Below are 19,699 nucleotides of genomic sequence, written 5' to 3' on the forward strand. Positions count from 1 at the left end.
TCACGCCGCCGCTGCCCGGCGACGCGCCAGCGAGCCGACACCGACACCGAGGATCAGCAGGAGCCCCTGGAACAGGTACTGCCAGTACGTCTCGAGCCCGATCAGCGCGATGGCGTTGAACCCCACCGAGACCGTGATGACGCCCACCAGGGTGCCGATGACGTGGAACTCGCCGTCGCGCAGCACGGCCGATCCGAAGAAGGCGGCCGCGAAGGCCGCGAGCAGGTACGAGTCGCCGCCGGACACCGCCGCGCTGCCGGTCCGCGACGCGAGCAGGATGCCCGTGAGGCCCGCGCACACGCCGCAGATCACGAAGGCGAACACCCGCACCCGCTCGACGCGGATGCCCGACAGCTGCGCGGCGACGGGGTTGCCGCCGACGGCCTGCATCGACTGCCCGAGGACCGTGCGGTTCAGCACGAACCACAGGACCGCGGCCAGGCCCAGCATCATGTAGACGGGGTACGGGATGCCGAGGAAGCGCCCGAGCGTCAGCTGGATGAAGCTGCCGGGATCGGGCAGGCCCACGGGCGTGCCGCCCGCCACGGCGTAGTTGACGCCGACCGCGACGGTGCCGATGCCGAGCGTCGCGACGAGGGCGTTGACGTTCATCAGCGTCACGACCAGGCCGTTGAGCAGGCCCACCACCGCGCCGATCACGACGGCCAGCACGAGCGCCGCCACGATGCTGATGTCCTGGTCGACCATCGCGCTCAGGCACACGACCCCCGAGAGGCTCGCGACGTTGCCGATGCTGAGGTCGAACTCACCCGTCACCAGCGCGAACGTCAGGCCCATCGCGATGATCGCCGACAGCGCGCTCTGGTTCAGGATGTTGATGAAGTTGTCGTACGTCGCGAACGTCGTCGGCTCGAGGATGCTCGTGCCCACGACGAGGATCGCCAGCACCAGCAGGGCCCCGTACCGTCCGAACCACCTCCAGACCCGGGCGCTCGCGGGACGGGCCGCGACGACGGCGGTCGGATCGATGGTGGCTGTGGTCATGACGGGTCCCGTTCTGCGGTGAGGGTGGCGGTGTCGAGGGCTGAGGGGTCGGACGGTGCGGTGTCGGCGGTGCCGAAGCACAGCGACGTGAGGTGGTCCTTGGTGGCGCGGGCGGCCGGGACGGAGGCGGTGATCGTCCCCTCGCGCATCACGACGACGCGGTCGCAGATCGCGAGCTCCTCGAAGTCGCTGGAGATCATGAGGATCGAGGTCCCCTGCGCCGCCAGGTCGCGGATGATGTCGTAGATCTCGCTGCGCGCGCCGACGTCGACGCCCACGGTCGGCTCGTCGAGGATCAGCAGCTGCGGCCCGGCGAGCACGTACTTGCCGACGACGATCTTCTGCTGGTTGCCGCCGCTGAGCTCGCCGACGGTCTCGTGCACCGAGGTGGCCTTGATGCCGAACCGCGCGACCGCCTCGCGGGCGATCGCGGCGGCCCGCCGCGGGCTGTAGGTGCGGGACCGGCGCGACGGGTCCTTCAGCGAGGCCATCCCGAGGTTCGAGCTGACCGAGTTGCGCAGGATCAGGCCCTGCGAGCGACGCTCCTCGGGGACGAGCGCGACACCGGCCCTGATCGCGTCGAACGGCGACCGGGGACGGTAGGGCGTGCCGTCGAGCGTCATGGTGCCCGAGCCGACCGGATCGGCACCGATCAGCAGGCGGGCCAGCTCGGTGCGTCCCGCGCCCACCAGTCCGGCCATGCCGAGGATCTCGCCGCGGTGCAGCGTCAGGTTCGCGTCGCGCACCCGCGGCTCGCGGGTCAGGCCCGCGACCTCGAGCAGCACCGGCGCGGTCGTCGGGTCGACGTCGGTGACGCGGTGGGCGACCTCGGCGACGTCGCGGCCCACGATGTGCCGGGTCAGGGACCCCAGGTCGAGGTCCGCGGCGGCGAAGCTGCCCACCAGACGTCCGTTGCGCAGCACCGTCACGTCGTCGGCGACCTGCAGCACCTCCTCGAGGCGGTGGGAGATGTAGATGATGCCGACGCCGTCGGCCGTCAGCTCGTCGATGATCGCGTAGAGACGCTCGGCCTCCTCCTTGGTGAACGACGCCGTGGGCTCGTCCATCGCGACGATCGTCGCGTCGCGCATCAGCGAGCGCCCGAGCGACACCATCCAGCGGTCGGAGACCGTGAGGTCCTCGACGCGGGCGTCGAGCGGCACGCGGTAGCCGATGCGGTCCTGCACCTGCAGCGCCTTGCGTCGTAGGCCCCGCAGGTCGAGCACGCCCGACCGGCGGGTGCGGTCGGCGCCCATCGCCATGTTCTGCAGGGCCGTGAACTTGGGCACCAGGTTGAGCTCCTGGTGGATGAAGCTCAGGCCGAGCCTCGTGGCGTCCTGCGGTGCACCGATCGAGACCTCCGACCCGTGCACCCGGATCGTGCCGGCATCGGCCGACTCGGCCCCGGCCAGGATGCGGACCAGGGTCGACTTGCCGGCCCCGTTGGCGCCGCACAGGGCCAGCACCCGTCCGGGGCTGAGCGAGATGGACACGTCCTCCAGGGCCTGGTGCCCACCGAACTGCTTGGAGACGCCGGTCATCTCCAGGCAGGTCGGCGCGGGCACGGAGGCGACCGTCGGGTCGTCGAGGGCTGTTGCTTCGGTCATGACACTCCTCCTCGGTCTCCGGGGCCGGTCGGCCCCGGAGGACGTGCTCGGGACAGGACTACTTCGTCGAGTTCGGGTACTTCGTGAGGAAGTCGTCGATCGTGTCGGTCGTGACCAGCACGTTCGTCAGGGCGACCTCCTGGGGCTCCGCGTCGACGCCGCCCTCGACGAACTCGGGCACGAGCTTGGCGAAGTTCTCGCCCGCCTCGGTCGCCAGCAGGTAGACCGTGGCGCGCATGTCGCCGTCCTTGATCGCGCTGATCGCGCCGGGCTGGCCGTTGATGCCGTAGACCTTGACGTCGTCGCGACCGGCCGACTTGAGCGCGGCGATCGCACCGAGCGCGGGATCGTCGAAGCAGCCCCAGACCGCGAGCGGCTCGCTGCCCGCGGGGTGCTTGGCGAGCCAGGCCTGGGCGAACTGCGTGCTGGCCTCGACCTGGCCGGGGATCGGGACCTCGTTGCGGGTCGTCGTGATGTCGGTGCTCTTCAGCGCGTCGTCGAGCGCCTGCTCGCGACCGATGCACGGGAGACCGCTCTTGTAGCCCAGGACGAGCACCTCGCCCTTGCCGCCGAGGTCCTCCACGAGCTGCTTCGCGACGGGCTCGCCGTTGGACACACCGGCGTCGAGGTTGGCCGTGATGCCGTCGGTGGTGCCGCCCGAGATCGAGACGACGGGGATCCCGGCGGCCTTGGCCGCCTGGGCGCCGGCCGTCAGGGTGGTGCTGTCGAACACCGCCGTCACGATGAGGTCGACGCCCTTCTGCACGTAGTCCTGCATCGAGCCGTTGGCCTTGTCGACGGCTCCCTGCGGGTCGACCGCGCTGGTCTCCCAGCCCTGCTTCTCGGCGTAGTCGCGGAAGCCCTTGATCGCCTGCTCGGACGTCTGGTCGCTCGAGGCGAACTTGACGATGCCGATCGTGTACTTGCCGTCGCCGCCACCGTCCCCGCCGCCGGATCCGGCCGAGTCGCTGCTGCCGCACGCGGCGGTGACCGTCAGGGCCAGCGCAGCTGCGAGCACGCCGCCGATTCGTCGAACATTCATGAGTCCTCCTGAGACTGTCGTCGTCCCGCGATGGGGCGACGGGTGGTGCGGCGCGGCCGGGTGGCGTTGCCGTGGGTGGTGCTCATCTCCCCCGATGCCTCACTCACCGCAGGGCGGCATCCCGGACCGACGACCTGCCGAGGAGCCGGTCGAGCTCCTCCGCGGTGTCGGATGCCCTGCGGTGCACGACGCCACCCATCCCGAGACGTTCGGCAGCGACGATGTTCTGGGCGAGGTCGTCGACCATGACGACCTCGGAGGGGGCGGCGCCGAGGCGCTCGCACCCGATCTCGTAGAGGCGGCGCGACGGCTTGCGCACACCCTCCTGGCCGGAGATCGTGACGGCGTCGAACATGGCCGGCAGGTCGAAGCCGGCGTAGCAGTCACGTCCCAGCGAGTTCGACAGGAGCCCGACCGGGACGCCGTCCGCCCGCAGCGACGCCACGAGCTCGACGGTCCGGTCGTCGCGCACGAGCCGCGACTGCATCCGCGCGATCAGGCCGTCGGCCGACACGTCGGCGCCGTGCGCGCGCAGCCGCTGCGCGAACCCCGCCTCGAACCCGTCGTCGTCGAGCCGGCCCTCCTCGTGCTCGGTCAGCAGGCGCTTCGACTCGGGGTCCGACCCCAGGAGGCGCAGCGGCAGTCCCGCATCGCCGCAGTCGGCAGCGCCGAAGCCGGCGAAGGCGTCGAGCACGCTGGACGTCAGGACGCCGCCGAAGTCGAACAGCACGGCCCGGTGCGTCATGACAGCGAGTCCTGGTAGCGGCGCATGCCGGCGAGCCAGCGGTCGTAGTCGGACGCCTTGCGCCGGTAGAACTCGAGCACCTCGGCGTGCGGCAGGATCAGGAACTGCTCGGTGCCGATGGCCTCGATCACGACGTCGGCCACCTCGAGCGGCTCCATGACCCCGCCCGCGTCCGTGACGGCCCTGGCGCCCATGCGGGCGGTCTCGTCATCGGACTCGGCGCCGCCGTTCAGCATCGCCGTGTTGACGCCCATGGGGCACAGGCAGCTCACGGCCACGCCCCGCGACCCGTAGGTGACCGACATCCACTCGGCGAACGCGACCGCCGCGTGCTTGGTCACGGAGTACGTCGGCGACCCGATCTGCGTCAGCAGCCCGGCCGCGGACGCGGTGCTCAGGAAGTAGCCGCGACCGCGCTCGAGCCAGCCGGGTGTCAGCAGCCGGGCGGCCCGCACGTGCGCCAGGACGTTGACGTCGATCGACGTCTCCCAGTCGCCCTCGGACGACTCGAGCCCCTGCCCCAGCCCGACGCCGGCGTTGGCGGCGTAGAGGTCGACGGGCCCGAACCGCTCCTCGGCGAGGTCGATCAGGCCCTTGACGTCCTGCTCGACCGAGCAGTCGGCCGCGAGACCCACGACGTGCCCCCGTCCCACGAGCTCGAGCTCGGCGACCGTGCGGGCCACGCGGTCGGCGTCGAGGTCGGTCACGACGACGCGGGCCCCGTGCTCGAGGAGGCGTTGCGCGAGGGCCGAGCCGATCCCGCCCGATGCGCCGGTGACGATGGCGACGGTTCCGTCGATGATCATGCGCCGGCCCCCGCCCCCGCCGCCGCGGCGCGGATGGCGTCACGGTCGATCTCGCGCTTCAGGATCTTGCCGGTCGCGCCCTTCGGGAGCACCTCGACGAACTGGTAGAGCCTCGGCACCTTGTACGCCGAGAGCTGCACCTTGGCCCACGTCCGCAGCTCGGCTCCCGTGAGCGTCGAGCCCTCGCGCAGCGCGACGACTGCCGCGACCTCCTCGCCGAAGTGCTCGTCGGGGACGCCGACGACCGCGACCTCGACGATGTCGGGGTGCTCGTACAGCACCTCCTCGACCTCGCGCGGGTAGACGTTGTAGCCGCCGCGGATGATGAGGTCCTTCGCCCGGTCGACGATGCTCAGGTAGCCGTCCTCGTCGAGCAGACCCAGGTCGCCGGTCTTGAGCCAGCCGTCCTGCAGGTCCTGCGCCGTGACGTCGGGCCGGTTGCGGTAGCCCTTCATGATCGTGGGGCCCTTGATGAAGACCTCCCCGACGACGCCCGCCTCGACAGGCGCACCCGTGACGTCGCGCACCTCGATCAGGCTGCCGGGCAGGGCGGGACCGACCGTGCCGGCCTTCTGCTCGCGGTTGATGTCGTTGAACGTCGCCGCACCGGTCGACTCGGTCAGGCCGTAGCCCTCGAGGATCGCGCAGTCGAACCGCTCGTTGAAGGCGCGCATGACCTCGACCGGCAGCGAGGCGCCACCCGACGTGGCGAGCCGCAGGTGCTCGAAGTCGCTGGGACCGTAGTCGGCCGCGGCGTGGAGCAGCGCGTTCCACATCGTCGGCACGCCCGCCATCGCCGTGAGGCGGTCGCGGCGCAGCATCTCGAGCATCGCGGTCGGCTCGAACGGCGACAGCACCGAGAGCGACGCGCCGGTGACGAGGACCGTGTTCATGACGACGGCCTGGCCGTAGACGTGGAACAGCGGGAGCGCCGTGCCGAAGCGGTCGTCGGGGGTCAGCGCCAGCACCGGCAGGAACGACGCCGTCGTGTCGAGCAGGTTGGCGGCGGTCAGCTCGACGCCCTTCGGCCGGCCCGTCGTGCCCGACGTGTACAGGATGATCGCGGTGTCGTCGGGTGCGTGCTCGTGGGCCTCGTCGACCGGCTCGGCGTCGAACGCGGCGCCGTCGTCGACGACCCACACGTCCAGGCCGCGCTCCCCCGCCGCGGCGCGGGCGGCGTCGGCGCACTCGTGCCAGACGACGACCAGCGACGCCTCGGAGTCGTCGAGCACGTAGCCGATCTCGGGGGAGGTCGCCATGGTGTTCATCGTGATGACGCTGGCGCCCACCGCGTGCAGCCCCAGGTAGACGACGGGGAACTCGATGACGCTCGGAGCGATGAACACGACCCGGTCCAGCGGGCGCACGCCGGCGGCCCGGACGGCTCCGGCCACACGGCTGCTGAGCTCGCGGAGCTGCCCGTACGTCAGGTCGCCCCGCGGCGAGCGCAGCGCGATCCTCTCCGGATCGTCCTGCGCGTTGGACCACACGTTCGCCGCCACGTTCACCATCTGGAGTCGCTCTCGTCGTCGGGATGCTGTGACCTGTCTCACGTGACCGGCCTCACGTTCAGGACCGTAGTTGAATCCGGGTTCAGGTTCAAGTAGGTTTCCCGAAAATCTTCCAGCCCCACCCCAGAGGAGCCGTCCGTGCCCAGAGCAGCGATCGTCGCCACCGCCCGCACCCCCATCGGCAAGGCGTACCGAGGCGCCTTCAACACCACGACGAGCCCCCAGCTGGCAGGTCACGCCATCGCCTCGGCGCTCGCCAAGGTCGGCCTCGACGGTGCCGCCGTCGAGGACGTCGTGCTGGGCGCGGCCGCACCCCAGGGGACGTCGGGCTTCAACGTCGCGCGCCAGGCCGCACTGCGCGCCGGGCTCCCCGTGACCGTCCCGGGCCAGACCGTCGACCGGCAGTGCTCGTCGGGTCTCATGGCGGTGTCGATCGCGGCCAAGCAGATCCTCCACGACGGCATGAAGATCGCGATCGGGGGCGGCGTCGAGTCGATCTCGCTGGTGCAGAACGAACACATGAACACCCACCGCGCCATCGATCCCTGGCTCGAGCAGCACCACCCGGGCCTCTACGCGCCGATGCTGCACACCGCCGAGAACGTCGCGGCGCGGTACGGCGTCAGCCGTGAGCGCCAGGACGAGATGGGGCTGCAGTCGGTGCAGCGTGCCGCGGCGGCGCAGGCCGCGGGGATCTTCGACGACGAGATCGTCCCGATCACCGTCACGACGCTGGTGCACGACAAGGCGACGGGCGAGACCTCCGAGGTCGAGCAGACCGTCTCGGCCGACGAGGGCGTTCGCGCCGGCACGACCGCCGAGGGACTCGCGGCGCTGCGCACCGTCCTGCAGCCCGGCGAGGTCACCGACCGGCCGACCGTGACGGCCGGCAACGCCTCGCAGCTCAGCGACGGCGCGTCCGCCAACGTCCTGATGGACTCCGACCACGCCGCCTCGCTCGGCATCGAGCCGCTCGGCTACTACGTCGGCATGACCGTCACGGGCTGCGAGCCCGACGAGATGGGCATCGGGCCCGTCGCGGCGATCCCGCGGCTCCTGGCCCTGCACGGGCTGACCGTCGACGACATCGGGGTGTGGGAGCTCAACGAGGCCTTCGCGGCGCAGGCCGTCCACTGCCGCGACGTCCTCGGCATCGATCCCGAGCGGATGAACGTCAACGGGGGCGCCATCGCGATCGGCCACCCCTACGGCATGACCGGCTCCCGGGCCGTCGGCCACGCGCTGCTCGAGGCGCGTCGCCGCGGAGCCCAGTTCGCCGTCGTGTCGATGTGCGTCGGCGGCGGCATGGGCGCGGCCGGCCTGCTCGAGGTCGCCCGATGAGGGCGTGGCAGGTCGAGCGGCTCGGCGAGCCCGCCGACGTCCTGACGCTCGCCGAGGTGCCCGACCCGCGGCCGGGGCCCGGCCAGGTCAGCGTCCGCGTGCTCGCCGCCGCGGCCAACTTCCCCGACGTGCTGATGTGCCGCGGGCTCTACCAGGTCCGGCCCGACCTGCCGTTCACCCCCGGCGTCGAGCTGTGCGGCGAGGTGCTCGAGCTCGGCCCCGACGTCACGGGCGTCGCCGTGGGTGACCGCGTGCTCGGCGCGCCGGCCGGCCCCGGTGGCGCCTTCGCCGAGATCGCGCTGATGGACGTCGCGACGACCTTCCCGGCTCCCGGGTCGCTCGACGACGCGCAGGCGGCGTCGTTGTTCGTGGGCTATCAGACGAGCTGGTTCGCCCTGCACCGCCGCACGCGGATCGCCGCCGGCGACGTCCTGCTCGTCCACGCCGCCGCAGGGGGTGTCGGCAGCTCGGCGGTCCAGCTCGGCAAGGCCGCCGGCGCGACCGTCATCGGGGTCGTCGGCAACGCCGGCAAGGCCGAGGTCGCCCGCGCCCTGGGGGCCGACGTCGTCGTCGACCGACACGAGCAGGACTTCGTCCAGGTCGTCAAGGACGTGACGGACGGCCGGGGCGCCGACATCGTCTACGACCCGGTCGGGGGCGAGACCTACCAGCGCTCGACCAAGTGCATCGCGTTCGAGGGACGCATCCTGGTGATCGGCTTCGCCGGTGGCGAGATCCAGTCGGCGCCGCTGAACCACGCCCTGATCAAGAACTACTCCGTCGTCGGGCTCCACTGGGGCCTGTACAACCAGCGCGACCCCGCGCTCGTGCGGCACTGCCACGACGAGCTGACGGCCCTCGCGGCCACGGGCGCCGTCTCGCCGATCGTGAGCGAGCGCATCGGGCTCGCCGACGTGCCGGCCGGGCTCCAGCGCCTGGCCGACGGCGTCACGACCGGAAGGGTCGTGATGGTCTCCCCGGGGTGACAGCATGAGGGCGAGCGGCCACGACACGCCGCCGCACCCCCCACCGCGAGGAGCACGCCATGAGCGACCGGACCCTGCTGGACGAGCTGGAGGAGCAGGAGCGCACCCTCGTGCTCGACTCGTTCGACGAGACCGACGCGTGGGAGCTCGGCTCGGCGCTGCGCGAGGCCGCCGTCGCCCAGGGGCTGCCGGTCGCGATCTCGGTGCGCCGCAACGGCCAGCGGCTGTTCCACACCGCCCTGCCGGGCGCCTCGGCCGACAACGACGACTGGCTCGAGCGCAAGTGCGCCGTCGTCGACCGCTACGGACGGTCTTCGCTGCGCGTGGGCGAGCAGTTCCGCGTGGCCGGCAGGAGCTTCGACGCGGACTCCCGGCTCGACACGTCACGGTTCGCGGCCCACGGCGGGGCGTTCCCGATCATCGTGCGCGGCACGGGGTGCGTCGGCACCGTGGCAGTCTCGGGGCTGCCGCAGCGGGACGACCACCGGCTCGTCGTCGAGACGTTGCGCGCATTCGTCGTCACCCCCTCGCAGTGATGATTGGTGCACCAATCATTGGTACACTCGATGCATGACCGACCGTGATCCCCTCGCCCTCGAGGAGCAGGTGTGCTTCGCGCTCGCCGTGGCCTCCCGCGAGGTCGTGGCGTCCTACCGCTCCGTGCTCGAGCCGCTCGGGCTGACGCACCCGCAGTACCTCGTGATGCTGGCGCTCTGGCAGCACGACGCGACCGCGTCGGCCGGCCTCTCGGTGTCCGAGCTCAGCGCCCTGCTGCACCTCGACCCGGGCACGTCGTCGCCGCTCGTCAAGCGACTCGAGGCGGCCGGGCTCGTGTCGCGTCGCCGCTCGCCCCGCGACGAGCGCGTCCTGGTCGTCGAGGTGACGCCCGAGGGCCGGGCCCTGCGCCGCCGCGCCCTCGCCGTGCCGACGACGATGCTGGCCCGCCTCGGCATGTCCGAGGACGACCTCGCCGCGACGAACGACGTCCTGCACCGCATCATCGACGCCGCCCACGAGAGCGTGACCGCATGAACGCGCCGGCCCCCTCCGCCGAGCTCGCGGCCCTGCGCCGCGTCCAGCGCCGCGTCGGCGCGATCGCCTTCTTCGCCGTGGCGATCCACGGCGTGCTCGGACTCATCGTCGTGGCGCACGTCGTCAAGGGCGAGGGCCGTGACGCCGACGCCGTCCTGCTGCTCGTCATGTCGGCGGTGTTCGCCGTCGTCACCTACGTCGTCGTGCGGCTGATCCTCGCGGCCCGGCTGTGGGCGCCCGGATGGATCGCCCTGTCAGTCGTCCCGACCGTGATCGGCTTCGTCTGGGTGCTGTGACCCCTTGTCGGCCAGCACGGCGGCGTCGCGCACGGCGGCGGCGACCTTCTGGTGGACGTCGTGGTGGAAGACGCTGGGGATGATGTAGTTCGCGTTGAGCTCGTCGGACGACACCGAGCCCGCGACGGCGTCGGCGGCGGCCAGCAGCACCTCCATGCCGATGCCGTGGCTCTGCGCGTCGAGCAGACCGCGGAAGATGCCGGGGAACGCCAGGACGTTGTTGATCTGGTTGGGGTAGTCCGAGCGACCCGTCGCGACGACCGCGGCGTGCTGGCGGGCGATCGCCGGCTCGATCTCGGGGTCGGGGTTGGCCAGCGCGAACACGATCGAGCCCGGCGCCATCTTCTCGACGTCCTCGGCGGTGATCAGGTTGGGGGCGCTGACGCCGATGAACACGTCGGCGCCCGGCAGCGCGTCGCGCAGCGTGCCGGTGTGCCCGGCGGGGTTGGTGTGCTCGGCCGTCCAGACCAGCGACGGGTCGAGGCCCTCGCGGCCGGAGTGGACGACGCCCTGCACGTCGCACACCGTGACGTCGACGGCGCCCGCGTGCAGCAGCACCTTGAGCACCGCGGTGCCGGCGGCGCCCGCACCGACCAGCACGATGCGCGCGGCCGGCAGGTCCTTGCCGACGACCTTCAGCGCGTTGCGCAGCGCCGCGAGCACGACGACCGCGGTGCCGTGCTGGTCGTCGTGGAACACGGGGATGTCGAGCCGCTCGCGCAGCCGGGCCTCGACCTCGAAGCAGCGGGGCGCCGAGATGTCCTCGAGGTTGATGCCCGCGAAGCCGGGCGAGATCGCCGCGACGGTCTCGACGATCTGGTCGACGTCCTGCGTGTCGAGCACGATCGGCCAGGCATCGATGTCGGCGAAGCTCTTGAACAGGGCCGCCTTGCCCTCCATGACCGGCAGCGCCGCGTGCGGGCCGATGTTGCCGAGGCCCAGCACGGCCGAGCCGTCGCTGACGACCGCGACGCTGTTGCGCTTGACCGTCAGACGGCGCGCGTCCTCCTTGTCGGCCACGATCGCCTGGCAGATGCGCGCGACGCCGGGCGTGTAGATCATCGAGAGGTCGTCGCGGTTGCGCAGCGGGTGCTTCGTGGCGGTCTCGATGACGCCGCCGAGGTGCATCAGGAACGTGCGGTCGGAGACCTTGAGGACGTCGACGTCGCCGACGGCCTTCAGGGCGTCGACGATGATCGCCGCGTGATCGGTGTCGGACGCCGCGCACGTGAGGTCGATGCGCAGGTGGTCGGCGCCGGACGCCGCGACGTCGAGGGCCGTGACGATGCCGCCGGCCCTCTCGACCGTCGTGGTCAGGTCGCTGACGGCCGAGCCGCCGGACGGCACCTCGAGCCGGATCGTGATGGAGTACGAGATGCTGGGCGCGGTCGAAGGTTTCACCTCACCATCTTAAAGACGAGGCTTCCCTCATGTTTGTTCGGGACCCCCTGCTCGACCGTTCTCGCGAGTAGAGTCGGCCGCGAGCCGCCACACCCCGCGGCTCACCCGTTGGAGGAGCCCACCACCGCCCCTCCGCCACATCGAGAGAGAGCACCACCGTGACCGATCCCAGCACCCCGCCCAGCACTCCCGCACCGTCCGCGTTCGGCAGCCACCACGAGCAGGTCGTCTTCTGCCACGACGAGGCCACGGGCCTCAAGGCGATCATCGCCATCTACTCCACGGCGCTCGGCCCGGCGCTCGGCGGCACGCGCTTCTACCCGTACGCGTCGGAGGCCGACGCCCTGACCGACGTGCTCAACCTGTCGCAGGGCATGGCCTACAAGAACGCGCTGGCCGGTCTCGACCTCGGCGGCGGCAAGGCCGTCATCATCGGCGATCCGCACACGCTGAAGACCGAGGCCCTGCTGCGGGCCTACGGACGCTTCGTGCAGACGCTCAACGGTCGCTACTTCACGGCGTGCGACGTCGGCACCTTCTCGGCCGACATGGACCTCATCGCTCGCGAGAGCGGGTTCGTCACGGGTCGCACGGTCGAGCACGGCGGAGCCGGCGACTCGTCCGTCCTGACGGCGTTCGGCGTCTACCAGGGCATGCGCGCGTCGGCCCAGCACCTGTGGGGCGACACGTCGCTGGCCGGCAAGCGGGTCGGCGTCGCCGGCGTCGGCAAGGTCGGCCGGCACCTCGTGGGTCACCTCGTCGCCGAGGGCGCCGACGTCGTCGTCACCGACCCCTACGCCCCGGCCGTCACGGCCCTGCTCGAGACGCACCCGGGCGTCCGCAGCGTCGACGACACCGACGCCCTGATCCGCGAGCCCCTCGACGTCTACGCCCCGTGCGCGCTCGGCGGCGCCCTCGACGACGCGTCGATCGAGGTGCTGACGGCGCAGGTCGTGTGCGGTGCGGCGAACAACCAGCTGGCGCACCCCGGCATCGAGAAGCGCCTGCAGGAGCGCGGCATCACGTACGCGCCCGACTACTGCGTCAACGCCGGTGGCGTCATCCAGGTCGCCGACGAGCTCGAGGGCTTCGACTTCGACCGCGCCAAGCTGCGCGCCACCTCGATCTACGACACGGCGCTGGGCGTTCTCGAGCACGCGAGGGCCGAGGGCATCTCGCCGTCGCTGGCCGCCGACCGCATGGCCGAGCAGCGCATGCGCGACGTCGGCCGCCTGCGCTCGGTCTACCTGCCGTAGCCCCCGACCCGGGGGCGGTGGCTCAGCCACGTGTCGGCGTCTGGACACGTGGCTGAGTCACCGCGACTCGCTCGGAGCGTGAACCGGGGCATCGGCCCGGACCCGGGCGAGATGGTCGGCGTCGACCGGCTCACGCCAGTCGTGCGACGTGACCAGCCTCAGGACGCGGCTGGGTCTTCTCGCGCGAGGTCGCGGTACTGCTCCGGAATCGGTTCGCCCGATTCGCCATGGAGCTCTCGCTGCAGGGTGTTGAAGTCTGTGTCCGGAGTCCGGTACTTCAAGTCGCGCGCAACTTTGGTCTGTTTGGCTTTCGCACGGCCGCGGCCCATAAGGCTCGACCCCCTCGCAGAGAAATAGTCAGTTTGTCGTGCTGGCCAGCCTACCGGGAGTACGCAACAGATGCGTCACCGACCCCCGCGCGGCACGAGAAATAAACCAGCGCGACGCGCAGCCGTCAGGCGTGGGCACCCGTGAGCGTGACGGTGCCGCCGTCGCCGTGCACCCCGGCGTCCTGCACGTCGCCCGCGATCCACGCGTCGACGCCGTGCTCGGCCAGGAGGCGCAGGGCCGCGTCGGCGGCGTCGGCGGCCACGAGGGCGACCATGCCGACCCCCATGTTGAGCGCGAGGTCGAGGTCGGCCTGCGCGACCGAGCCGAGCTCGCCGACCAGGCCGAAGACCGGCTGGGGCGCCCACGTGGACCGGTCGACCCGCACCGAGACGGTCGGGGGCACGACGCGCTCGAGGTTGGCGGCGAGCCCACCACCCGTGATGTGCGACATCGCGTGCACCTCGACCTGCTTGACCAGGGCGAGGCACGGGAGCGTGTAGAGCCTGGTCGGCGTGAGCAGCTGCTCGCCCAGCGTCGTGCCGAACTCGGGCACGTCGCGGTCGAGCTCCCACCCCGCCTGGGTGAAGAAGACGTGGCGCACCAGCGAGAAGCCGTTGGAGTGCAGTCCGCTCGAGCGCATCGCGATCACGACGTCGCCCGGCCGCACCAGCTCGGCACCGATCAGCTCGTCGGCCTCGACGACGCCCGTCGTGGACCCGGCGATGTCGTACTCGTCCACGCCCAGCAGCCCGGGGTGCTCGGCGGTCTCGCCGCCCAGCAGCGCCGTGCCCGACTCGGCGCACGCCTGGGCGATGCCCTTGACGATGTCGGCGATCCGCTCGGGCACGACCTTGCCGCACGCGATGTAGTCGGTCATGAACAGCGGCTCGGCGCCGCACACGACCAGGTCGTCGACCAGCATGCCGACCAGGTCGAACCCGATCGTGTCGTGACGGTCCATGCGCTGCGCGATCTGCACCTTGGTGCCGACGCCGTCGGCCGACGTGGCCAGGTAGGGCTTGCGGTACGTCTTCAGCGCCGAGGCGTCGAACAGGCCCGCGAAGCCGCCGATGCCGCCGACGACCTCGGGGCGGCGGGCCTTGTCGACCCACTCCTTCATGAGCTCGACGGCGCGGTCGCCCTCCTCGATCGAGACGCCCGCGGAGGCGTAGGACGTGCCGCTCACTGGATGACCTCGAGCGGGAGCTGGTCCTGGACCTCGAGGAGGTGCTTGCCGATCACGTCGTCCTCCGGGAGCGCCACGGGGTAGATGCCGTCGAAGCACGCCCGGCACAGGTTGTCCTTGGGGATGTTGGTCGCCTCGACGAGCTGGTCGAGCGTCACGTACGCCAGTGAGTCGGCGCCGATCGAGCGGCAGATCTCGTCGACCGAGATGCCGTTGGCGATCAGCTCGGCACGCGAGGCGAAGTCGATGCCGTAGAAGCACGGCCACTTGACCGGCGGCGACGAGATGCGCACGTGCACCTCGGCCGCGCCGAACTCGCGCAGCATCCGCACGAGGGCGCGCTGCGTGTTGCCGCGCACGATCGAGTCGTCGACGACCACCAGGCGCTTGCCCGCGATGACGTCGCGCAGGGGGTTGAGCTTGAGCCGGATGCCGAGCTGGCGCAGGGTCTGCGACGGCTGGATGAACGTGCGTCCGACGTACGAGTTCTTGACCAGGCCGTGGCCGAACGGGATGCCCGACTCCTCGGCGTAGCCGATCGCGGCCGGCGTGCCCGACTCGGGGACGGGGATCACGAGGTCGGCCTCGACCGGGAACTCGCGGGCCAGACGGCGTCCGATCTCGGAGCGCACCGAGAAGACGCGCTGGTCGGCGATCGTCGTGTCGGGACGGGCGAGGTAGACGTACTCGAAGACGCAGCCCTTGGGCTCGGGCTTGGCGAAGTGCTCGGTGCGCAGGCCGTCCTCGTCGATCGCGATGAACTCGCCGGGCTGGATCTCGCGGATGAACGAGGCGCCGACGATGTCGAGCGCCGCGGTCTCGCTCGCGACGACCCACCCGCGCTCGAGACGCCCGAGCACCAGGGGGCGGATGCCCTGCGGGTCGCGGGCGGCGTAGAGCGTGCCCTCGTCCATGAAGACCAGCGAGAACGCCCCGCGCAGCTGCGGCAGCACCTCGAGCGCGGCCTCCTCGACCGAGCGGTCGGGGTACGACGCGAGCAGCGACGCCATGACCGCGGTGTCGGACGTCGCGGTCTCGCCCCGGCCGGACCCCTGCCCCGCCTCGGCCTCGCGGGCCGCGAGCAGATCGGTCAGCTCGGCGGTGTTGGTGAGGTTGCCGTTGTGCCCGAGGGCGACCGAGCCGGCCGCCGTGGGGCGGAACGTCGGCTGGGCGTTGTGCCACACGCTCGACCCGGTCGTGGAGTAGCGGGCGTGGCCGATCGCGATCTCGCCCTTGAGCGACTCGAGCGTGGCCTCGTCGAACACCTGCGACACCAGGCCCATGTCCTTGTAGACGAGGATCTGGCGGCCATTGCTGACCGCGATGCCGGCCGACTCCTGGCCGCGGTGCTGCAGCGCGTAGAGACCGAAGTAGGTCAGCTTGGCGACCTCCTCACCGGGGGCCCAGACACCGAAGACACCGCAGGCGTCCTGGGGTCCGGCGTCCTGGGGATCGAGGTCGTGGGTGAGGCGTCCATCTCCGCGGGGCACGGCACCAGTGTAGGGGCGGCGACCGTGGCCGCCCAATCTTTCGGCTGTGACCCGATCGGCCGGACGGGCCCGCACCCCCGAACGAACCTAGGGTGGCGGCATGGACTCAGACATCATGACCGTGGAGCGCACGATCTCCGCACCGCCCGAGCAGATCTTCGCCCTCCTGTCCGACGCCGGCAGGCACCAGAGCTTCGACGGCTCCGGGACCGTGCGCGGCACGCGCGCGGAGTCGCGTCCACTGACCCTCGGCACGACGTTCGGCATGGCGATGCACATGGGCGTCGGCTACCGGACGTCCAACACCGTCGTCGAGTTCGAGCAGGACCGGCGCATCGCCTGGAAGACCACGGGCCTCAAGGGCCTCGTGGGCGGACGCATCTGGCGCTACGAGCTCGTGCCCGTCGAGGGCGGCACGCTCGTCAAGGAGTCGTGGGACGTCTCGCAGGACAAGCAGAAGTTCTTCCTCAAGCGCTCGAAGATGCCGGCCGCGACCAAGAACGGCATGCGCAAGACCCTCGAGCGGATCGCCGGGGCCGTCGAGCGCTGACGTCGACGGCTCCCGGGGCCGCGGTCGGTGCGGCTAGGGTGACGTGACCCACGCCACACCCGAGGAGTGCCGCATGACCACCGCGATCCCCGACGCCACGTACCTGCCCGACTTCCTCGCGGCCCGTGCCGCCGAGCGACCCGGCGGCACGTGCTGGGTGTTCGGCGACCGCACCTGGACGTGGTCGCAGGCCGACGAGTCGGTCCGTCGCGCCGGCGGTGCGCTGCAGGCGGAGGGCGTCGCCCGGGGCGACCGCGTCGCGGTGCTCGACAGGAACAACCCCGCGGTGCTGCAGGTGCTGCTCGGCGGATGCCTCGTCGGCGCCGCGACGACGGTCGTCAACTGGCGGCTCGCCGGCGACGAGCTCGACTACGTCATCAACGACTGCCGCGCCAAGGTGCTGTTCGTCGGCCACCAGCTCGTCGAGCAGCTGGCGTCGGTGCGCGACCGGCTCGAGCACGTCGAGAAGATCGTCGTGGTCGGGGGCGACGCCGACGAGCTCGAGGCGTGGCTGGCGGCCGCGGCGCCGATCGACCGCCAGGACGACGTGACGCCCGACGACGTCTGCGTCGTGATGTACAGCTCGGGCACCACCGGGCGCCCCAAGGGCGTGCAGCTGACCCAGGCCGCGATGGTCGAGCACAGCCTCAACGGCGGTGGCAGCACGACGTACGCCGACGGCGACATGATGCTCGTCGCGATGCCGATGTTCCACGTCGGTGGCACGTCGTACGCGCTGCTCGGGCCCGTCAACGGCGTCCCCGGGTACATCATCAGCGAGGTCGACGCGACGCTGATGGCCGGCGGGATCATGGCCGGCTGCACGCACGCGTTCCTCGTCCCCGCGGTCGTCGCGGCGCTCGTCGCGGCCGGGCCCGACGCGATGGCGCTGTTCGGCCGCCTCAAGGCCGTCGGCTACGGCGCCGCCCCGATGCCCCTGCCGGTGCTGCGCGCCGCGATGGTGGCCTGGCCCGACACCTCGTTCCAGCAGGTGTACGGCATGACGGAGTTCGGCGGCGTCATCACGATCCTCGAGGACGACGCCCACCGCGACACCGACCACCCCGAGCGCCTGGTGTCGGCGGGGCGCCCCGTCGCGCACGCCGAGATGCGCATCGTCGACCCCGCGACACTCCGCGACGTCCCCGCCGGCGCGTCGGGCGAGATCTGGTTCCGCACCCCGCAGGCCACGATCGGCTACATCGGGCGCCCCGACGACACCGCGGCACTGATCACGGACGACGGCTGGGTGCGCACGGGCGACCTCGGCCGCGTCGACGACGGCGGCTTCCTGTTCATCGAGGACCGCCTCAAGGACATGATCATCACGGGGGGCGAGAACGTGTACTCCCCCGAGGTCGAGCGGGTGCTGGCCGAGCACCCGGCCGTCGCCGAGATCGCGATCATCGGCGTCCCCGACGACCGGTGGGGCGAGACGGTCAAGGCGGTCGTGGCCTTCCGCCCCGGCCAGGCCGCGACCCCCGACGAGCTCATCGCGTTCGCGCGGGAACGGCTGGCGGGCTACAAGGCCCCGTCGTCGATCGACGTCGTCGACGCGCTGCCCCGCAACCCGTCGGGCAAGATCCTGAAGCGCGACCTGCGCAAGCCCTACTGGGGCGACGGCAGCCGCCAGGTCTGACCCGGACATGACGCGGCCCCGGTCATCCAGGGGAGGGGACCGGGGCCGCGCTGGCACCAGCCTAACCTCTCGAGCCCCACGAGTCCCACACGTCACACGCGTTCCGCGGACACCGGGCCGTCCCACGACATACCCTCGGTCCCATGCGTCTCGCCGTCACCGGTCTCGTCACCGGCCTCGTCGCCTCCCTGTTCCTCGCGTCCCCCGCCCGGGCCGACGGGCCGGAGGCGCCCGGCGACTTCACGGGCCACGGCTTCGACACGTGCATCGCGCCCAGCCAGTCGGTCATGGACACGTGGAACCTGACCTCGCCGTTCAGCGCCGTCGGCATCTACGTCTCCGGCAACTCCCGCTACTGCGGTGACCGGTACCAGAAGAACCTGACGGCGTCGTGGGTCACCCGCAACGCCGCGAACGGCTGGAAGTTCATCCCGATCCACGTCGGCCGCCAGGTGCCGTGCTTCAAGAACAACCCGAAGAGCCGCGTGCAGAAGAAGAAGATGTCGACGAACGTCGCGACGGCCCGGTCGCAGGCCGTCGCCGAGGCCAACGAGACCGTCGCCGCCCTGATCAAGTACGGCTTCGGCCCCGGCAGCGTCTCGTACCTCGACATCGAGTGGTACGCCCGCACGGCCGCCTGCGACAACGTCCTGCTCGAGTTCGCCGACGCCTGGACCGAGCAGCTGCACGCCCAGGGCTACCAGTCGGGGCTGTACTCGAGCGGCTCGGCCGGCATCAAGGTGATCGACGAGGCGCGGCTCGCAGGTCGTCCGGGCCTGACGCTGCCCGACCACCTGTGGAACGCCTGGGTCAACAAGAAGGCCGACACCAAGGGCGGCCCGTACCTGTCCGACAGCGGCTGGACGAACCACCAGCGCATCCACCAGTACCACAACGGCGTCGACGTCACGTACGGCGGCAGGACGCTCAACATCGACAAGAACTTCCTCGACGTCGGACGGGGCTCGGTGCCGTCCCGCCGGGTCGACCCGTGCGGGGTCAACGTCACGCTGAAGGCCTATCCGACCCTCCGGGCCGGGGCCAACCGCGCCGAGGTCGCCGCCCTGGAGTGCCTGCTGAAGAAGCAGAAGCTCATCTCGACGGTCGACACGACGTACGGCGCGGCCACCGTCAAGGCCGTCAACCGGTTCCGCGCGAAGCAGGGCTGGTCCAGGACCGGCGTCGCGACGCGCGCGACCTGGACGGCGCTCCTCGCGGCCGGTTCACGCCCCCGCGTGCTCAAGCAGGGATCGGTCGGCGAGCCCGTCTGGCGCCTGCAGCGGTCGCTGACCGCCGCGGGCCTCAAGCCCGGGCTCACGGGGGTCTACGACGCCAGGACGGTCCGCGCGGTGCAGGCCTACCGCAAGGCCCGCAGGCTGCCCGGCTACACGACGACCGAGTCGAAGGTCTGGTCGCAGCTGCGCAGCGGCAGGACCGCCTGACGGCACGTGCCGTCCTGACGGGCGCAGGGTGACA

Annotated in this window: 19 protein-coding genes; 9 read left to right on the forward strand and 10 right to left on the reverse strand. The window is 71.5% G+C overall.

What is annotated here, in order from left to right; genetic code table 11:
- The 6 genes from IFT73_RS08510 to IFT73_RS08535 all read right to left on the reverse strand — a co-directional run bounded on the left by IFT73_RS08510 (position 1) and on the right by IFT73_RS08535 (position 6,707).
- The gene (locus IFT73_RS08510) at positions 1 to 1,005 is read right to left on the reverse strand and encodes an ABC transporter permease (RefSeq protein ID WP_192167258.1); all 1,005 of its coding nucleotides are present in this window, start codon (positions 1,003 to 1,005) and stop codon (positions 1 to 3) included.
- Complete coding sequence (locus IFT73_RS08515; protein ID WP_192167259.1) at positions 1,002 to 2,612, reverse strand: sugar ABC transporter ATP-binding protein; 1,611 nt, start codon at positions 2,610 to 2,612, stop codon at positions 1,002 to 1,004. The genes IFT73_RS08510 and IFT73_RS08515 overlap by 4 nt, the downstream gene beginning before the upstream one ends.
- 58 nt (positions 2,613 to 2,670) lie before the next feature.
- Positions 2,671 to 3,654, reverse strand: coding sequence for a sugar ABC transporter substrate-binding protein (locus IFT73_RS08520; protein WP_192167260.1), 984 nt, complete (start codon positions 3,652 to 3,654; stop codon positions 2,671 to 2,673).
- A gap of 103 nt (positions 3,655 to 3,757) precedes the next feature.
- The gene (locus tag IFT73_RS08525; protein ID WP_192167261.1) at positions 3,758 to 4,399 is read right to left on the reverse strand and encodes an HAD family phosphatase; all 642 of its coding nucleotides are present in this window, start codon (positions 4,397 to 4,399) and stop codon (positions 3,758 to 3,760) included.
- Positions 4,396 to 5,205, reverse strand: a complete 810-nt coding sequence (locus tag IFT73_RS08530) for an SDR family oxidoreductase (protein WP_192167262.1) — start codon at positions 5,203 to 5,205, stop codon at positions 4,396 to 4,398. Before IFT73_RS08530 ends, IFT73_RS08525 begins: the two co-directional genes overlap by 4 nt.
- Positions 5,202 to 6,707, reverse strand: coding sequence for an AMP-binding protein (locus IFT73_RS08535; RefSeq protein ID WP_197983853.1), 1,506 nt, complete (start codon positions 6,705 to 6,707; stop codon positions 5,202 to 5,204). The genes IFT73_RS08530 and IFT73_RS08535 overlap by 4 nt, the downstream gene beginning before the upstream one ends.
- 147 nt (positions 6,708 to 6,854) lie before the next feature.
- Between IFT73_RS08535 and IFT73_RS08540 the strand changes: the two genes are divergently transcribed.
- Genes IFT73_RS08540 through IFT73_RS08560 form a run of 5 tightly spaced genes read left to right on the forward strand, consistent with a single transcriptional unit; the run spans position 6,855 to position 10,371 of the window.
- Positions 6,855 to 8,057, forward strand: a complete 1,203-nt coding sequence (locus tag IFT73_RS08540; RefSeq protein ID WP_192167264.1) for an acetyl-CoA C-acyltransferase — start codon at positions 6,855 to 6,857, stop codon at positions 8,055 to 8,057.
- On the forward strand, positions 8,054 to 9,043 hold the full coding sequence (locus IFT73_RS08545; protein WP_192167265.1) for an NADPH:quinone oxidoreductase family protein: 990 nt from the start codon (positions 8,054 to 8,056) through the stop codon (positions 9,041 to 9,043). Before IFT73_RS08540 ends, IFT73_RS08545 begins: the two co-directional genes overlap by 4 nt.
- Positions 9,044 to 9,102: 59 nt before the next feature.
- Positions 9,103 to 9,579, forward strand: a complete 477-nt coding sequence (locus IFT73_RS08550) for a heme-degrading domain-containing protein (RefSeq protein WP_192167266.1) — start codon at positions 9,103 to 9,105, stop codon at positions 9,577 to 9,579.
- 34 nt (positions 9,580 to 9,613) lie between these two features.
- Positions 9,614 to 10,075 (forward strand): MarR family winged helix-turn-helix transcriptional regulator, encoded by a 462-nt coding sequence (locus IFT73_RS08555; protein ID WP_056603158.1) that lies wholly within the window; start codon positions 9,614 to 9,616, stop codon positions 10,073 to 10,075.
- Complete coding sequence (locus IFT73_RS08560) at positions 10,072 to 10,371, forward strand: hypothetical protein (RefSeq protein ID WP_192167267.1); 300 nt, start codon at positions 10,072 to 10,074, stop codon at positions 10,369 to 10,371. The genes IFT73_RS08555 and IFT73_RS08560 overlap by 4 nt, the downstream gene beginning before the upstream one ends.
- On the opposite strand, the gene IFT73_RS08565 is transcribed toward IFT73_RS08560, so the two are convergent.
- The gene (locus IFT73_RS08565; RefSeq protein ID WP_192167268.1) at positions 10,330 to 11,772 is read right to left on the reverse strand and encodes an NAD-dependent malic enzyme; all 1,443 of its coding nucleotides are present in this window, start codon (positions 11,770 to 11,772) and stop codon (positions 10,330 to 10,332) included. The two genes, IFT73_RS08560 and IFT73_RS08565, sit on opposite strands and share 42 nt — an antisense overlap.
- 158 nt (positions 11,773 to 11,930) lie before the next feature.
- Between IFT73_RS08565 and IFT73_RS19570 the strand changes: the two genes are divergently transcribed.
- On the forward strand, positions 11,931 to 13,028 hold the full coding sequence (locus tag IFT73_RS19570; RefSeq protein WP_192167269.1) for a Glu/Leu/Phe/Val dehydrogenase: 1,098 nt from the start codon (positions 11,931 to 11,933) through the stop codon (positions 13,026 to 13,028).
- A gap of 158 nt (positions 13,029 to 13,186) precedes the next feature.
- Here IFT73_RS19570 and IFT73_RS08575 read toward each other — a convergent pair whose 3' ends face one another.
- The 3 genes from IFT73_RS08575 to purF form a co-directional block, all read right to left on the reverse strand.
- Positions 13,187 to 13,357 carry a DUF3073 domain-containing protein gene (locus IFT73_RS08575; protein WP_082555933.1) on the reverse strand — a complete coding sequence of 57 codons (171 nt, stop codon included), beginning with the start codon at positions 13,355 to 13,357 and terminating at the stop codon, positions 13,187 to 13,189.
- Positions 13,358 to 13,482: 125 nt separating this feature from the next.
- Entirely contained in the window at positions 13,483 to 14,544 is a 1,062-nt protein-coding gene (gene purM / locus IFT73_RS08580) for a phosphoribosylformylglycinamidine cyclo-ligase (protein WP_192167270.1), read from the reverse strand.
- Positions 14,541 to 16,034 carry an amidophosphoribosyltransferase gene (gene purF / locus IFT73_RS08585; protein ID WP_056603176.1) on the reverse strand — a complete coding sequence of 498 codons (1,494 nt, stop codon included), beginning with the start codon at positions 16,032 to 16,034 and terminating at the stop codon, positions 14,541 to 14,543. The genes purM and purF overlap by 4 nt, the downstream gene beginning before the upstream one ends.
- A gap of 100 nt (positions 16,035 to 16,134) precedes the next feature.
- Here purF and IFT73_RS08590 point away from each other — a divergent pair, with 100 nt between their 5' ends.
- The 3 genes from IFT73_RS08590 to IFT73_RS08600 all read left to right on the forward strand — a co-directional run bounded on the left by IFT73_RS08590 (position 16,135) and on the right by IFT73_RS08600 (position 19,665).
- On the forward strand, positions 16,135 to 16,584 hold the full coding sequence (locus IFT73_RS08590; protein ID WP_192167271.1) for an SRPBCC family protein: 450 nt from the start codon (positions 16,135 to 16,137) through the stop codon (positions 16,582 to 16,584).
- A 73-nt stretch (positions 16,585 to 16,657) separates the two neighbouring features.
- A complete protein-coding gene (locus IFT73_RS08595) occupies positions 16,658 to 18,223 on the forward strand; it encodes a long-chain-fatty-acid--CoA ligase (RefSeq protein WP_192167272.1) in 1,566 nt (521 codons plus the stop codon).
- 143 nt (positions 18,224 to 18,366) lie between these two features.
- On the forward strand, positions 18,367 to 19,665 hold the full coding sequence (locus tag IFT73_RS08600; RefSeq protein ID WP_192167273.1) for a glycoside hydrolase domain-containing protein: 1,299 nt from the start codon (positions 18,367 to 18,369) through the stop codon (positions 19,663 to 19,665).
- The last annotated feature ends 34 nt before the right edge of the window (positions 19,666 to 19,699 follow it).

It is taken from the genome of Aeromicrobium sp. CFBP 8757, from assembly GCF_014841755.1.
Lineage (GTDB): Bacteria > Actinomycetota > Actinomycetes > Propionibacteriales > Nocardioidaceae > Aeromicrobium.